Source organism: Clostridium sp. HCS.1, from assembly GCF_047900555.1.
Classification (GTDB): Bacteria; Bacillota; Clostridia; order Clostridiales; family Clostridiaceae; genus Clostridium.
Genome location: NZ_CP170704.1, coordinates 1320142 through 1336204 on the forward strand (window position 1 = coordinate 1320142; position 16063 = coordinate 1336204).

Sequence of the window (16063 nt, forward strand, 5' to 3'; positions counted from 1 at the left end):
AAACTAACTTCCGTTTTAGAGTAAGCTATTGATATTGCAAGAGTAAGGTCAGTTTTTACACTTAAATTTAGTGGCTAAAAGCTCTAAAATAAGATATAATTTTCATAAGATAATCAATTTTTAGGGTTTTTAAGCATGCTTATTAAGCCTACGGAAATCGGCTTGCAAAACTAAGTTCCGTTTGCTTGATTTTTGCATGATTAAGTTCCGTTGATACTTGCCCTAGATTTTTGATATCTTATTTTTTAAAAAGTGCAGGTTTTAGATGTATTTCATCTGCTGGTATAGGTTTTAATGATAGCTTGTCTAACAATGAATTATCTAATAACATTTGAGCTAGTCTGAATGGTGTATTTCCGTTTAAGCTAGCTCTTGCTGTACTATTAATATGATTCATCATCAAAGTAATATCTTCTTGAGTACGATTGTTTAATGATATTCCTTTAGGTATTATGTACCTTATGTACTCGTGATTCTTTTCTACGTGCGGCTTCTGATAAGAAGCCATGGGATTACAGTAGAAAATTTTGGTCCTCTGATTTCCTTTAGCATCTAATTCTAAATCTTTAGGATTCTTAAATTCAGAACCATTATCTGTTAATATAATAGGGAAATGATTCTTAAATACTTCATGCCCTAATACTTCATATAACTTATCTATAACTTCTTTTACAGCTAGCTCGCTACAACTATCAATTATAAACGCTAGCATTAAGGCACAATTTCTAAAAATAAAAGTTATAAGAACTTTGCCACTTCGTGTGCCGTGAACGGTGTCCATTTCTACTATAGGTATATTTGGATTCTCTTCAGTGAATTTAACAAAATCAACAAATGTTCTTCCAATTCTATAATTAGATTCTTTAATGACAGGAGGTGTAGATTTTTTTCGGGGTTTATACTTAACTTTTCTAGGTAAATCAATATTTCTAGCTGTAAAAGCATTTTTATCAAAATAATTATATAAAGTTCTTTCACAACAATTTATTTCTTTCCTATGATGAGTAAAAATATGAAATAAAGATTGCCCTTTAAAAATTAATGGAGAGATAACATCATCTATATTTTTCAATTCTTTTGAGGTTATATTAAGGCCTTCCCTAGATGATATTAATAGTTCTTTATACTTTGTATCTGCAATTTTAGATTTATAATACTGCTTTTCTGCCGTACACGTAGTAGCAGTGTTACAGCCGTTACAAACATATGGATAGCGATCAAGTTTAAAACATTTCTTAGCTGAAAAATCAGTGCATGCTCTGTAGCAGTTTATGAATCTACATTTCTTACATTGCTTTCCGCAGTTACTATTACATAAGTTTGTCTTAGTGCAACTTCTTCGATGTTGGCACGGTTGTATATCATTTTCCTTTTTCTTACTTACTTTAAGAAATCTATTTCTTTTAATTTCCTTAGATATAGTAGTTGGATCCTTTTTTAATCTTTCGGCAATTTCTTTTAATGGGTAATTTTGATCTAATCCATATTCAATTATAATTCGATCTTCAATCCTAAGGTGCTTTCCCTTGCATAAATTATTGTTTGACATAATTAATCCTCCCAATATGCTAAGGACAAATATCAAATTAATTATATCAAAGACTTTGCAAAACTAACTTCTGTTTAAGTAAAAAAACGGAAGTTACTTTTTCAATTTACAAGAAAAATACTTTTAATAACTTTAAATGGAAATAAAATACTATAAATGGGAAATATAAACATAATGTAAAAATGGTGGTAAATGAAGATAAAGTTAAGAAAGGCAAGTTAAACCTTCACAACAAAGAATACTGATTTTTACTTATATCGGTAATGAGGGTAATATATGATTATTGAATATAAGAATATATGTCTAAGGAGTGTTCTTTGTGGAAATTAGTAATGTTGTCCTGAGTCAGGAAGTATATAGATCTGATGCTGAAAAAATATGTAACTGGCTTAATGACAAGGAAATAATAAGTTTTTTAAATGAAGAAGTAAATGTTCAAAAAAATCTAATGAATACTATAAACAGAATAAATATGCCCATATTGACTCATCTTTTTAATAATAATTGTAGATTTTTTATAATTAAAAATTTATATGGAAGTATTGGCTTTTTAAGACTAGTACCTAAAAAAAATTATGTTGAAATAGTTGTTGCTGTAGGTGAGAAAGAATTCTGGGGTATGGGAATCGGCCATAATGCAGTGGTTGAAGCTTTGAATGTAGCTTTTTTTCAGATGAGAGCTAACTATGTTGTGGCTAAAATCAAAAAGGTAAATGAAAGATCACAAAATTTATTTAAGGGGATTGGATTTATGGAAGTCAGGGAGCTTCCAATGGAGATAGAGTATAAAATTACTATGGAAGCATTTATTAAGATGGTTGCATAATTAGAAAAGATAAAAAAAGTATTGATATTATTAATCAATACTTTTTGTAGTTTTCTATCAAATCATCTAATATCATATTTCCACCTAATTTATAATCATAATCGGAAGTATTATTAATTGATTTAATAAAGCTCCAAGTTGCATTCCAAAGCTTTACGACAAATAAATACCCTGTAAGCTTTTTCTTAAGGGTTACGCTAAAGTAGCCAAAGTAATTCTTTATTAGCTCATCTTTAAGTTTATCTTCTAAAAACCATGATATTGTGGCTAAATCAAAGAAAATATCTCCCATACCTGCAAATTCAAAATCTATGAAATAAGTATAATCATTAGAATATAAAATATTAGAAGTATTTAAGTCGTTATGGCATAGTCCATAATGTACATCTTTTGATAAATCTTTTTCTAATTCTTTCAACTTATTAACTAAAAAATTTATATCATGATTAAATTTATAATTTAAACTAAGTAAAAGATTTATGTTATTATAAATTTCTTCAAAAGGATTAAAAGAATTACTACATTCTAACACATGTAGTTTTTTTAATGTAGAAACTAATTTATTAATAAAAATAGTTGAATTATAAAATTCTGTATTAAATTTTTGGCTTTCAATATATCTACTTAATAAAATTCCACTTTCTTTATCATGAAAAATAATTTCTGGGGAAATATTAAAGAATTTAATAGTATTTAATATTTCATTTTCATAATAAAAATTATTATTATTATCTTTACTAGGAATTCTTAATACAAATTTTGAGCCTGAAAAGCTAATTAGATAATTGGAATTGTTTAAACCACCAAGTTTAGATATAGAAATATTATTAGTATCAAGTGTATTCATATAATCTCCTATAAAAATATTTATTAATTATTATATCAGATAGAAAATGTTAATTTATATAGATTTACTAAAAAATCAGTGAGTTTTTATATTTATCAATTTTGTTATGGATAAAAAATTTAAATTAATATATACTTTTATTTTACTAATAGTTAGAATATGTATTAAAATTATAATTAATAAATTAAAACATAAAAATAGGAGAAATATATGAAAAAGTATAATTTTGAAGCGGAAATAAAAAAACATGAAGGCAAGGACGCAACTTATATAGAGGTTCCTATAGATGTTGAAAAAGAATTTGGAGCAAAAAGAGCTAAGATAAAGGCAAAATTTGATGATGTAGATTATAGAGGTTCCATAGTAAAAATGGGGTTACCATGTTACATGATTGGAATTACTAAGGAGATAAGAAATAAAATTGGAAAAACATATGGTGATATTGTAAGTGTTGAATTAGAAAAAGATGAAGAAGAGAGAACAATAGAATTACCAAAAGAGTTTAAAGAAAAACTTATTAAAAATAATAATGCATACAAATTTTATGAAAGCTTATCTTATTCTCAACAAAGAAAGTATTTTCAATGGATAACTTCAGCTAAAAAAGAAGAAACAAAAATAAAAAGAATGGAAGAAGCCATTAAAAAATTAGAGAAGAACATAAAAATATAAGGCTAAAAAGTACAATATTTATTAGATAATATATATAGTGAAAAAATTATGAAAATAATATATAATCTTCTTATAATAATGGAGGAAGATATAATGGATTTATCAAAGTTTACTGAAAATAAAGGGCTTACAGAGATTGAAATCAAAGTTTTAAATTACATAGTAGATAACATAGATGAAGTAAATAAGTTAGGTGTTAGAGGAATAGCAAAAAACAATTTTACATCAACATCTACAGTAATGAGGCTTTCAAAGAAGTTGGGATATTCTGGATTTCTAGAAATGCAGTATAATTTAGCTGCTCTTAAGAAAAGTAAGTCAGGGGATACCATAGATGAGAGAGGTTTTGTTGATAGCTTAAATATGGATAATCTTTTGCAAGGAAATAGTAGTGAGAGCATTGACAGATTTGTTGATATCTTATTTAGTGAAGATAATAAGTTTATTTTTATATATGCAAATGGATTTTCAGGTATAGTAGCAGAATATATAAATAAGAAGCTTTTAGTAATGGGTAAAAGATGTATATTATCAAATGGAACAGATTCAATAGGTGTTTTTGAAAATAATTTAGATTATATAAGTTCAATTATAGTTATATCAAAGTCTGGTGAAACCCCAATGGTTTTAAATAAGGTTAAAACAGCAAAGGATTATGGAATAGAAGTAATTTCATTTACTAACGAAAGAGAAAATAGTATAAGTAAGTTGGCAGATATAAGCTTTAAAATTGATGACCCAAACAAGTTAGACGATAGAAACCTAATGCCAAATACATTTTTCCCAAAAGTATTAGTGCTTATTGAGTTATTAATATATGAATATTATAAACGAAAAAAAGATATATCTAAGTAACGTGTTATCTAATTGAGTAACACGTTTTTTTGAGCTCAAAATATATATACAGAAAGTAGATAGCTGACTATAATGGAAAATGTAAATGGTTTCTGAAAAGAGTAATGGAGGGAGAATAAGAATGAAAGAAAAGATAATGAGTAAATTACAAGACTTTTCTAAGGGGATGTTTGTACCGGTTTTGATATTACCAATTGCAGGTATAATAATTGCTATAGGTAATATATTAACAAACGCTAGATTAGCAGAATACTTACCATTCTTAAAGAATGATATTGTATATGGACTGGGTAAAATGCTATCAGGCTCACTAGTTTCAATATTAACTAACTTAGGTATTATATTTTGTGTAGGTTTAGCAGTGGGTCTTGCTAAGAAGAAAAAAGCTGAAGCTGGATTTACTTCACTTTTAGTATTCTTGATATTTATAAATGCAATGAATATATTCTTAACTTTAAGTGAAAAGTTAGTACCAGCAGATGCTTTAAGAGGAAGTGGACAAACAACTGTATTAGGTGTTCAAATACTTGATATGGGTGTTTTTTTAGGAATTATACTAGGTATAGTAGTTGCTTATATTCATAATAAATTCTGTGAAAAAGAATTTGAAGGAGCTTTTCAAATCTATGGTGGTTCTAGATTAGTATTTATAATATTAATACCAGTTACTGTTGGTATAGCAATACTATTCAGCTATGTATGGCCACCAGTACAAAATGTAATTAACAATCTTGGTGAATTTATTCAAGGTTCAGGGAATTTTGGTATATTCACATACGGAGCATTAGAAAGACTATTAATCCCAACAGGATTACATCACTTAGTTTATACACCATTCTTATATAGTTCTTTAGGTGGAGTAGCTGAAATTGGAGGACAAGTTTTTGAAGGTGCTAGAAACATTTATTTTGCAGAAATGGCTGATCCAACTATAGCTAAACTTTCAGCAACAGTAATTTGGGATGCTAGAGGACTTTCTAAGATGTTTGGATTAATAGGTGCATGTTTAGCTATGTATCACACAGCATTACCACAAAATAAAACTAAGATAAAGGCTATATTAATACCAGCTGCTGTAACATCGATATTAGCAGGTGTTACAGAACCAATCGAATTCTCATTTATGTTTGCAGCACCAGTATTATTCGTAATCCATGCTTTATTAAGTGGTTTAGGTATGGTTGTATTAAATGTACTAGGAGTTACAGCTATAGGTCCAAATGGATTAATAGACTTCTTATTATATAACTTACCACTAGGAATAGAAAAGACCGGTTGGCCAATGTATATATTAATTGGATTAGGGCAATTTGTAGTTTATTATGTAATATTCAGATTTGTTATAACTAAGTTTAAATTAAGAACTCCAGGAAGAGAAGAAGATGGAGATACTAAGCTTTATACTAAGAATGATTATAAAGAAAAAGTAGCAGCAAAAGGTGGTAATGGTGAAATTGGATTCGCACCAATTATTGTAGAAGCTTTAGGTGGAGTAGATAATATTGTTAAGGTAGATAATTGCTTTACGAGATTAAGATTAATATTAAAAGATTCCTCATTAGTTAATGAAGCTGTGTTGAAAAATGAAACACAAGCAAATGGAGTAGTAATTAAAGGAGAGAATGTTCAAGTAATCTATGGATTAAAGGTTACTGGGGTTAGAAAGAGCGTTGATGAATTCCTTGGAATAGAAGCTAATTAATAAAATAGGGGTGACTATTCGTCACTCCTATTTTCCTTTATCTTCTATTAGTTTTTCAAGTTTATTTAACCTAATTTGAATTTCTTTAAAGTGTAAAGATAATTTTTATTCTTGATTTTTTAATCGATTAGGAATATAGAAAAGAACGTTGAATATAAACAAACATATTAATAATAAAATGATTATAATTTCCAATATAAAATCCTCCAAGTATAGAGTTGTTTATTAAAGTATAACATAATAAGTTTATGAAAATAAAAGTAAGAAAAAAGTGAAAATATAGGCGTATTTAAGGAACAGGTTACAACCTAGGGTAACAAGTTTTTTTGGTTACCGAAATTGTTTACCATGGTATTTTACTGTTTTATAATGTGCTTATAAGTAATAAAAACAACAAAATTTAAAATATATAATAAGCTAATTTTTATATATGTTAATAATGAAAGGTGGTAGGCAATATGGATAATAGAAAATTTTCTATAGTAATAGCAGGAGGAGGAAGTACATTTACACCAGGAATAGTAATGATGCTTTTAGATAATGCACATCGTTTTCCATTACGTAAATTAAAGTTATATGATAATGATAAGGGGCGTCAAGAAGTAATTGGGAAAGCTCTTGAAATATTATTAAAAGAAAGTTACCCAGAAGTAGAATTTTCATATACAACAGATCCAGAAGAAGCATTTACAGATGTAGATTTCTGTATGGCTCACATTAGAGTTGGAAAATATGAAATGCGTGAAAAGGATGAAAAAATCCCTCTAAAGCATGGAGTTGTTGGACAAGAAACTTGTGGACCAGGAGGAATTGCTTATGGAATGCGTTCTATAGGTGGAATGTTAGAATTAATAGATATGATGGAAAAGTATTCTCCTAACTGTTGGATGCTAAATTATTCAAACCCAGCAGCAATAGTAGCAGAAGCATGTCGTGTATTAAAGCCAAATTCAAAAGTATTAAATATTTGTGATATGCCTGTAGGAACATTACGTCGTATGTCTCAAATAGTTGGATTAACACCAGCAGATTTAGAAGTTAACTACTTTGGATTAAATCACTTTGGTTGGTGGACAAGTGTTAGAGATAAACAAGGAAATGACTTAATGCCAAAACTGAGAGAATATGTATCTGAAAATGGTTATTTAAATCAAATAGAAGTAGATACACAACATACAGAACCAAGCTGGCAAGAAACACATAAGAAGGCTAAAGACTTAATAGCTTTAGATCCAAAGTTCTTACCAAACACATACTTAAAATATTATTTATATCCAGATTACGTAGTAGAACATTCTAATAAAGATTATACTAGAGCAAATGAAGTAATGAATGGAAGAGAAAAGCATGTGTTTGAAGCAGCTAGAAATATAATAAAGGCTGGAACTGCTAAAGGCAGTGAATTCCATATAGATGCCCATGCAACATTTATAGTTGATTTAGCAAGAGCAATTGCATACAATACTCATGAAAGAATGTTATGTATAGTTGAAAATAAAGGAGCTATTGAAAACTTTGATCCAACTGCTATGGTAGAAGTTCCATGTATAGTTGGTAGCAATGGACCAGAACCTTTAGTTCAAGGAAGCATTCCAAGATTTGAAAAAGGATTAATGGAACAACAAGTAGCAGTAGAAAAATTAGTAGTTGAAGCATGGATAGAAGGAAGTTATCAAAAATTATGGCAAGCATTAACTTTATCTAAGACAGTTCCAAGTGCAAAAGTTGCTAAGGAAATTTTAGATGATTTAATTGAAGCAAATAAGGGATATTGGCCAGAATTAAAATAGAGAAATAATTATATGATGATAGCTCGGAGTATGGATTGCCATTATCCGAGCTATGTTTTAATAATTATTAAGATAGGAGAGGGTATAATGATTAGTCAAGAAATAAGAAAAATAGCTCCAGAAATGGATCCTCTACGTAGAGGAATGGGATGGTCTGTAGAAGACTTATCTAAGCCTCAAATAATAATTGAAAGTACATTTGGGGACAGTCATCCAGGAAGTGCCCATCTTTTAAAATTTGCAAATAATGCAGTTTTAGGAGTAAATGAAAAAGGGGGAAAGGCAGCAAGATATTTTGCAACTGATATATGTGATGGAATGGCTCAAGGTCATGATGGAATTAATTATTCATTAGCATCTAGAGATACTATTGCATCACTTATAGAAATACATGCTAATGCAACACCTTTTGATGGAGGAGTTTTTATATCAAGTTGTGATAAAGCAGTTCCATCACATTTAATGGCTATTGGAAGAATAAATATACCAGCTATTATAGTTACTGGTGGTGTAATGGAAGCTGGCCCTAACCTATTAACTTTAGAACAGATTGGAGCTTATAGCGCTATGCAAAAACGTGGTGAGATTTCTGAAGAAGAATTAACTTACTACAAACATAATGCATGTCCATCATGTGGATCTTGTTCATTTATGGGGACAGCGGCAACTATGCAAGTTATGGCTGAGGCTCTTGGATTAATGTTACCAGGAAGTGCTTTAATGCCAGCAACTTGCAAAGATTTAGAGGATGTAGCTATTGAAGCAGGAAAGCAAATTATAGAACTTGCGAAGAAAAACTTAAAGGCGAGAGATATTGTAAGTAAAAAGTCCTTTGAAAATGCAATAGTAATTCATGCAGCAATTTCAGGTTCAAGTAATTCATTATTGCACATTCCTGCTATAGCACGTGAATTTGGAATTGAGATAGATGAAGAAACTTTTGATAGAATTCATAGATTTGCACCATATCTATTAAATATAAGACCGGCAGGAAAGTGGCCAGCAGAATATTTCTATTATGCAGGTGGTGTACCAGCAATAATGGAGGAGGTTAAGGATTTACTTCATTTAGATGTAATGACTGTCACTGGAAAGACTTTAGGAGAAAACTTAGAGGATTTAAGAAGAAATGGTTTTTATGAAAAATGTGATAAATACTTAGCAAAGGTTGGTTTAAAAAGAGAAGATGTAATTAAACCATATAGCAATCCAATTGGGAAAAATGGAGCAATTGCGATATTAAAGGGTAATATAGCGCCTGATGGAGCAGTAGTTAAGCATTCTGCAGTACCAAAAGAAATGCATAAGGCAATCTTAAAAGCCAGACCTTTTGATAGTGAGGAAGAAGCAATAGAAGCTATACTTTCTAAGAAAATTAAACCTGGCGATGCAGTATTCATAAGATATGAAGGCCCTAAGGGTAGTGGAATGCCCGAGATGTTCTATACAACAGAAGCAATTTCATCGGATAAGGATTTATCAGCAAGTATTGCATTAATTACTGATGGAAGATTTTCAGGAGCATCAAAGGGACCAGCTATAGGACATGTCTCACCAGAAGCAGCAGTTGGTGGGCCAATAGCATTAGTTGAAGAAAATGATTTGATAGAAATAGATATAGAAAATAGAATTCTTCAGATAGTTGGGGTTAATGCAGAAAGAGTGAATCTTGATGAAGTAGATAAGGTTTTAGAAAATCGTAAAAGGCTATGGAAACCAAGAAAAAATAAATATGAATCAGGAATTTTAAAGGTATTTTCAGATAGAGCCGTATCACCTATGAAGGGTGGATATATGGAATAAAATATAAAACATAAAACATATGGAGGATTACTAATGTTTAAGATGAAAGTATTAAATGCCTTAAATAAATGTGGAGTAGTTGCAGTAGTTCGTGGTACTACCAAAGAAATAGGAATAAAAATATCAGAAAGTTGTATTAAAGGAAATGTAAAGGCTATAGAAGTAACTTATACAAATAAATTTGCAAATGAGATAATTAGAGAACTTTCAGAAAAATATTCAAGAGTAGAAGATGTTGTAATTGGAGCTGGAACTGTATTAGATTCTGAAACTGCAAGGATGGCTATATTAGCTGGAGCTGAATATATAGTTTCACCATCTTTTAATGAAGATACAGCAATACTTTGTAATAGATATAATGTTCCATATATACCAGGGGTTATGACTATAAATGAAATAGTTAAAGCTTATGAAAGTGGAGTAGATGTAGTTAAGTTATTCCCAGGAAATGCTTTTGGACAAGGTTATATATCCTCTGTTAAGGGTCCTATTCCACATGTAACTATAATGATTACTGGTGGAGTAAATATAAATAATATAGATACTTGGGTAAATTCAGGAGCATCACTAGTTGGCATAGGCGGAGAATTAAATAAATTAGGCGAAGAAGGAAGATATGATGAGATAGTATCTACTTGTCAAGAATATATAGAAAAGTTTAATGAAGCAAGGAGTAAATAATTATGAAAGTTGCTGCATTTGGAGAAGTATTACTTAGATTAGCTACTAAAAAAGGTGTTTTAATCTCAAATACTGGTGAATTAAATGTTAATTATGGTGGGGGAGAAACTAATGTCTTAGTAGCATTGTCTAACTTTGGAGTGGAAACTAGAATGATAAGCAAAATTTCTGAAGATGGCTTTGGAGATGGAATGTTATCTTATTTAAGATCAAAAGCTATAGATACAACATATATTTCTAGAGGAGAAGGTAGAACCCCAATATATTTCTTAGAGGTTGGTAGTGGAAATAGAAATTCTAAAGTTATATATGATAGGAAAAATTCAGCCTTTTCATCAATATCAGAAGATGATTTAATAATTGAAAAAGCATTAAAAGATATTGATATATTTCATTTTTCAGGGATTACATTAGCAATATCTGATGAAGTTAGAAAACTCACATTTAAAATATTAGAATATTGTAGGGAAAATAATATTTTAGTAAGTTATGATTCAAATTATAGAGCTAAAATGTGGAGCTTAGAAAAAGCTAGTAAGTTTACCAAAAAAGTTTTACCCTATGTAAATATCTTATCAGCAGGTATACTTGATGCTGAAAATATATTAAATATGAATTGTAATATAGAAGACAAGTACCAAAAGATAAATTATTATTATGATAAAATAACTAAAGATTATCCTAATATAAAACATATTTTTTCTTCATTTAGAGAAATTAAATCAGCTTCAGTAAATACATTACAATGCAATTACTATACAAATAATAAATTATATTTATCTAAAATACATGAAATTGATGATATAGTAGATAGAGTTGGTGGTGGAGATGCATTGACATCAGGAATACTTTATGGAATCCTTAGAAAAAAATCACCAGAATATATAAGCGAATTTGCAGTGATTGCTTCAGTATTAAAACATAGTATTTATGGGGATGCAAATTTGGTTACTAGGGAAGAAGTGGAAAATCAAGTAAACTATGGTGTGGGTAAAATATCAAGATAAATAAAAAACTAAATAAAAAAGTAGGAGTAAAAATCCATAGTATAAAATGCTATGGATTTTTCTTTTGCAATTTTAGAAATTATTCTAAAATATTCAGAATGTATTGTATAATAATTATTATATTTATAAATTAGGAGAGATTAAAATGATATTAAGAAATTCAACCAAAGAGGATTTAAATAATATAATGGACATAATCAATGAAGGCAAGGAATTCCTAAAGAATAATAATGTAGACCAATGGCAAAATGGATATCCTAATGAAGAAGCTTTATTAAATGATATAAGTAGAAGTGAAAGTTATGTATTAGAATATAATAGAAAAATTATAGGGACTTTAGCACTTTCTTTTAATGGAGAAAAAACTTATGATAAGATTTATGAAGGTAAATGGTTATCAGAAAATAAATATGCTGTTATACATAGAATAGCTGTGGCTAAAGTAGAAGGAATAAAAAATATAGGTACTGAATTATTAAAAAGATCTGAAGATATATGTAGAGCTAGAGAGATAAATAATATAAAAATAGATACTCATGAAGATAATCTATCAATGCAAAAATTATTACAAAAAAACAACTATAGATATTGTGGAATTATTTATTTAGTAGATGGAAGTAAAAGAATAGCTTTTGAAAAAGAACTTTAATAAATTTATATAAATATGAAAATATTGTTTTTTGGATGGTGGAATAAAATGTTAAATAAAATATTAGCACAAAAAATTGTTGATAAAATGATGGATATTATTCCTTACAATGTTAATATAATGGACAAGAATGGGGTAATAATAGGAAGTGGTGATGAGGATAGAATAGGGCAACTACACTTAGGAGCAGTTGAATCACTTAGATTAAAGAAAGGTACAGAAGTGAGCAAGGAAAGTAAAGGGGTAAAGCCTGGAGTAAATATTCCAATAACCTTTAATAGTAGAATAATTGGAGTTATAGGAATTACAGGAGATCCAAAAAAGGTGAGGTCCTTTGGTGAAATTGTAAGAGTTACTGCTGAATTACTAATTAATCAAGAGTATAGTATACAGAAATATATAGTGAAGAATCAAATTAAAGAAGAATATTTATATGAATGGCTTCATAGAAAAGAGCCTTATGATAAGGAATTTATTGAAAGAGGAATTGAAGTAGAAATAAATGTTGAACTAAGCAAAACTATAGTTATAATAGAATATAAAAAAAGTAAGGATGATATTCTAAGAAGAAATATAAAACTATTTATAAAGAAAAATGAGTATGTGATTTATACAAATTTTAATAGATTAGTACTTATTCTTAGTACTAAATTAGATATTACAAAACAAAGAATAACAGAATTAATTAATGAAAATACAGAAGAAATAGTAAAAGTAATATACGATAATATAGAGAATGTATTATCTATATCCTTCTACAAACTTTTAAATTCAATAACTATAGCGAACAAATTAAATATAACAGACAAAGTTATTCTACAAAAGGATATAAAATTTTTATCAGAAATAGATAAAATGGTTCAAAACATAAACAATAAAGAAATGATTGAAAAAATGAAAAACTATGGTGGTGATATTTTAGAAACATTTATTGCTTTTGTGGAGTCTGATTATGAAAGACAAATCACATATAAAAAATTACATATACATAGAAATACTTTAGCATATAGAATAAGTAAAATAGAAGAATTGACAGGATTAAAATTTAATAAGGCAATAGATTGTTATAGACTAACTAATGCATATATTTACTATAAAGTCATTTATTCAAATGCACAATAGAAAAGTTGTAAATTTGTGTTTATGAACGATGTAATCATTTACTATTGAGAGTATTATATGGTTGTGTTCATAAAATATGGAAGGGGAGATATAATGGATATAACAGTTACTGCCTTAGGGGCAATTGTTGCTTTAATTGTAGCAATTACATTAATAATTAAAAAAGTTCATCCTGCATACAGTTTAATAATTGGTGCTGTAATAGGTGGATTAGTTGGAGGAGCATCTATTGTTGATACAGTAACATTAATGATTACTGGAGCTAAAGGAATGATGCCAGCAATTTTAAGAATTATAACCGCAGGTATTTTAGCAGGAGTTTTAATTCAATCAGGAGCAGCAGCTAAAATAGCTGAAACAATAGTGGACAAGATAGGAGAGTCAAAAGCATTAATAGCATTAGCTATTGCAACAATGGTATTAACAATGGTAGGTGTATTTATAGACGTTGCTGTAATTACAGTTTCACCTATAGCGCTAGCCATAGCAAAAAGAGTTAAATTAAGTAGAACAGCAATATTATTAGCTATGATTGGTGGTGGTAAGGCAGGAAATATTATGTCACCTAATCCTAATGCAATTGCAGCTGCTGATAATATGGGAGTTTCTCTTACTAGCGTTATGATAGCAGGAATAGTACCAGCCATATTTGGATTAATAGTAACTTGTATAATAACACAAAAGATTAAAAATAAAGGTACAGCTGTAGAGGTAGAAGAAACATTAGAAAAAACTGAAGAAATGCCAAGCTTTTTAGCTTCAATAGTTGGACCAATAGTTGCTATATTATTATTAATGTTAAGACCAATAGCAAAGATAGAAATTGATCCGTTAATAGCACTACCATTAGGTGGACTAGCAGGTGCATTAGCAATGGGGAAAATTAAAAATATAAATGAATATGCAACACTAGGAATAGGAAAAATGAGTGGAGTAGCAATATTACTAATAGGTACAGGAACTTTAGCAGGAATTATATCTAATTCAGGATTAAAGGACGTAATAATAAGTGGAATAAATGTATTAGGTTTGCCAAGCTTTGCATTAGCACCAGTTTCAGGAATATTAATGTCTGCAGCAACGGCATCAACAACTTCAGGAACAGCAGTAGCAACTTCAGTATTTGGTAGCACTATACTAGAATTAGGTATACCAGCATTAGGAACAGCTGCTATGATACATGCAGGTGCAACAGTTTTAGATCATTTACCACACGGAAGCTTTTTCCATGCAACAGGTGGTAGTGTAAATATGAGTATGGGAGAAAGATTAAAACTTATACCTTATGAATCTATAATCGGATTGACAATGGCAATAGTTTCTTCAATAATATTTGGTATAATATTATAATTATATGATTGGATGGAGATGAATTACATGAAGTTTATATTAGCGCCAGATTCATTTAAAGAAAGTATGACATCAAAAGATGCTTGTAATGCAATGGAAAGAGGAATAAAGAAGGTAATAAAAGATGCTATATGTATAAAGGTTCCAATGGCAGATGGAGGAGAAGGCACTGTTGAAGCCTTAGTTGAATCTACTGGAGGAATAATTGTTAATACATTAGTTACACATCCTCTTGGAGATAAAAAGATAAAGGCTGAATATGGTTTATTAGGAAATGGAGAAAAAGCTATAATTGAAATGGCAAGTGCAAGTGGCATTCATCTTGTGGAAAGAGAAAAGAGAAATCCTTTAATTACAACTACATATGGTACTGGTGAATTAATACTAGATGCTATAAATAGAGGTGTAAAACATATAATTATTGGAATTGGAGGAAGTGCTACTAATGATGGAGGAGCTGGTATGCTTCAAGCATTAGGCTGTCATTTATTAGATAAAGAAGGTAATGAACTTCCATTTGGAGGAGCAGCTTTAATTAATTTAAATAATATAGATTTAACTGGTTTTGATAGTAGGTTAAAGGAAGTAACATTTGAAGTCGCTTGTGATGTAACAAATCCGCTTATTGGAGAAAAAGGTGCTTCAAGAATATTTGGTCCACAAAAAGGTGCTACAGAAGAAATGGTATTAGAATTAGACAAGGCTTTAAGTAACTATGCAGAGATTATTAAAAGAGAATTCAAAGTTGATGTAGCTAATGTGGAAGGTGCAGGAGCAGCAGGAGGCCTTGGAGCAGCTTTGCTTACATTTCTTAATGGAGAATTAAAAAGAGGTATAGATTTAATAATAAAGCATACTGACTTAGAAAATAAGATACAGGGAGCAGATTTCGTATTTACTGGAGAAGGGGCAATAGATAATCAAACTATCTTTGGCAAAACTCCAATGGGAGTAGCAGCTATAGCTAAAAAGCATAATGTAAAAACAATAGCCTTTGCAGGTAAGGTTGGAGATGGAGTAGAGAATCTTTATGATATAGGAATAAACTCAATCTTTGGAATTATGAGAGGGGTATGTTCTCTAGATGAAGCTCTTAAAAATGGAGAAATTAACCTTGAGAAAACTGTAGAAAATGTAGTTAGAACTTTAATTTTATAATTATAAGAAAAAAGTACAATGTTTATTATTAATATTGTGCTTTTTTATTTTA

14 protein-coding genes are annotated in these 16063 nt (G+C 29.3%); 12 read left to right on the forward strand and 2 right to left on the reverse strand.

Translation table 11 applies throughout. The features are described 5' to 3' along the window. Positions 1-238 precede the first annotated feature (238 nt). Positions 239-1549, reverse strand: a complete 1311-nt coding sequence (locus tag ACFYH6_RS06225; protein WP_416180559.1) for an IS30 family transposase — start codon at positions 1547-1549, stop codon at positions 239-241. A 319-nt stretch (positions 1550-1868) separates the two neighbouring features. Between ACFYH6_RS06225 and ACFYH6_RS06230 the strand changes: the two genes are divergently transcribed. After that, positions 1869-2375, forward strand: coding sequence for a GNAT family N-acetyltransferase (locus ACFYH6_RS06230; RefSeq protein WP_316342861.1), 507 nt, complete (start codon positions 1869-1871; stop codon positions 2373-2375). Positions 2376-2409: 34 nt separating this feature from the next. On the opposite strand, the gene ACFYH6_RS06235 is transcribed toward ACFYH6_RS06230, so the two are convergent. Further along, positions 2410-3222, reverse strand: a complete 813-nt coding sequence (locus tag ACFYH6_RS06235; protein WP_316342860.1) for a choline/ethanolamine kinase family protein — start codon at positions 3220-3222, stop codon at positions 2410-2412. 210 nt (positions 3223-3432) lie between these two features. Between ACFYH6_RS06235 and ACFYH6_RS06240 the strand changes: the two genes are divergently transcribed. The 11 genes from ACFYH6_RS06240 to ACFYH6_RS06290 all read left to right on the forward strand — a co-directional run bounded on the left by ACFYH6_RS06240 (position 3433) and on the right by ACFYH6_RS06290 (position 16011). After that, positions 3433-3894, forward strand: a complete 462-nt coding sequence (locus ACFYH6_RS06240; RefSeq protein WP_416180135.1) for a DUF1905 domain-containing protein — start codon at positions 3433-3435, stop codon at positions 3892-3894. Between the two features lie 93 nt (positions 3895-3987). Then, entirely contained in the window at positions 3988-4749 is a 762-nt protein-coding gene (locus ACFYH6_RS06245; RefSeq protein WP_316345649.1) for a MurR/RpiR family transcriptional regulator, read from the forward strand. A gap of 121 nt (positions 4750-4870) precedes the next feature. After that, positions 4871-6451, forward strand: coding sequence for a PTS transporter subunit EIIC (locus ACFYH6_RS06250; protein ID WP_416180136.1), 1581 nt, complete (start codon positions 4871-4873; stop codon positions 6449-6451). A gap of 458 nt (positions 6452-6909) precedes the next feature. After that, a complete protein-coding gene (locus tag ACFYH6_RS06255; protein ID WP_416180137.1) occupies positions 6910-8241 on the forward strand; it encodes a 6-phospho-alpha-glucosidase in 1332 nt (443 codons plus the stop codon). 87 nt (positions 8242-8328) lie between these two features. Continuing rightward, positions 8329-10044 carry a dihydroxy-acid dehydratase gene (gene ilvD / locus ACFYH6_RS06260; protein WP_316344106.1) on the forward strand — a complete coding sequence of 572 codons (1716 nt, stop codon included), beginning with the start codon at positions 8329-8331 and terminating at the stop codon, positions 10042-10044. 33 nt (positions 10045-10077) lie between these two features. After that, entirely contained in the window at positions 10078-10725 is a 648-nt protein-coding gene (locus tag ACFYH6_RS06265) for a bifunctional 2-keto-4-hydroxyglutarate aldolase/2-keto-3-deoxy-6-phosphogluconate aldolase (protein WP_416180138.1), read from the forward strand. Positions 10726-10727: 2 nt separating this feature from the next. Continuing rightward, a complete protein-coding gene (locus ACFYH6_RS06270; protein WP_416180139.1) occupies positions 10728-11732 on the forward strand; it encodes a sugar kinase in 1005 nt (334 codons plus the stop codon). Positions 11733-11877: 145 nt separating this feature from the next. Then, entirely contained in the window at positions 11878-12381 is a 504-nt protein-coding gene (locus ACFYH6_RS06275) for a GNAT family N-acetyltransferase (RefSeq protein WP_416180140.1), read from the forward strand. 48 nt (positions 12382-12429) lie between these two features. Continuing rightward, complete coding sequence (locus tag ACFYH6_RS06280) at positions 12430-13503, forward strand: CdaR family transcriptional regulator (protein WP_316344110.1); 1074 nt, start codon at positions 12430-12432, stop codon at positions 13501-13503. 93 nt (positions 13504-13596) lie between these two features. Then, positions 13597-14853, forward strand: a complete 1257-nt coding sequence (locus ACFYH6_RS06285) for a GntP family permease (protein WP_416180141.1) — start codon at positions 13597-13599, stop codon at positions 14851-14853. A 27-nt stretch (positions 14854-14880) separates the two neighbouring features. Next, positions 14881-16011: a glycerate kinase gene (locus ACFYH6_RS06290; RefSeq protein WP_416180142.1), complete on the forward strand. Its 1131-nt coding sequence runs from the start codon at positions 14881-14883 to the stop codon at positions 16009-16011. Positions 16012-16063 lie beyond the last annotated feature (52 nt).

What these genes read in the sequence shown, in the direction of transcription:
- ACFYH6_RS06285 (WP_416180141.1), top strand. Translation starts at nt 13,597, where the DNA reads ATGGATATAACAGTTACTGCCTTAGGGGCAATTGTTGCTTTAATTGTA.
- ACFYH6_RS06280 (WP_316344110.1), top strand. Translation starts at nt 12,430, where the DNA reads ATGTTAAATAAAATATTAGCACAAAAAATTGTTGATAAAATGATGGAT.
- ACFYH6_RS06255 (WP_416180137.1), top strand. Translation starts at nt 6,910, where the DNA reads ATGGATAATAGAAAATTTTCTATAGTAATAGCAGGAGGAGGAAGTACA.
- ACFYH6_RS06225 (WP_416180559.1), bottom strand. Translation starts at nt 1,549, where the DNA reads ATGTCAAACAATAATTTATGCAAGGGAAAGCACCTTAGGATTGAAGAT.
- ACFYH6_RS06235 (WP_316342860.1), bottom strand. Translation starts at nt 3,222, where the DNA reads ATGAATACACTTGATACTAATAATATTTCTATATCTAAACTTGGTGGT.
- ACFYH6_RS06270 (WP_416180139.1), top strand. Translation starts at nt 10,728, where the DNA reads ATGAAAGTTGCTGCATTTGGAGAAGTATTACTTAGATTAGCTACTAAA.
- ACFYH6_RS06275 (WP_416180140.1), top strand. Translation starts at nt 11,878, where the DNA reads ATGATATTAAGAAATTCAACCAAAGAGGATTTAAATAATATAATGGAC.
- ACFYH6_RS06250 (WP_416180136.1), top strand. Translation starts at nt 4,871, where the DNA reads ATGAAAGAAAAGATAATGAGTAAATTACAAGACTTTTCTAAGGGGATG.
- ACFYH6_RS06245 (WP_316345649.1), top strand. Translation starts at nt 3,988, where the DNA reads ATGGATTTATCAAAGTTTACTGAAAATAAAGGGCTTACAGAGATTGAA.
- ACFYH6_RS06290 (WP_416180142.1), top strand. Translation starts at nt 14,881, where the DNA reads ATGAAGTTTATATTAGCGCCAGATTCATTTAAAGAAAGTATGACATCA.
- ACFYH6_RS06265 (WP_416180138.1), top strand. Translation starts at nt 10,078, where the DNA reads ATGTTTAAGATGAAAGTATTAAATGCCTTAAATAAATGTGGAGTAGTT.
- ilvD (WP_316344106.1), top strand. Translation starts at nt 8,329, where the DNA reads ATGATTAGTCAAGAAATAAGAAAAATAGCTCCAGAAATGGATCCTCTA.
- ACFYH6_RS06240 (WP_416180135.1), top strand. Translation starts at nt 3,433, where the DNA reads ATGAAAAAGTATAATTTTGAAGCGGAAATAAAAAAACATGAAGGCAAG.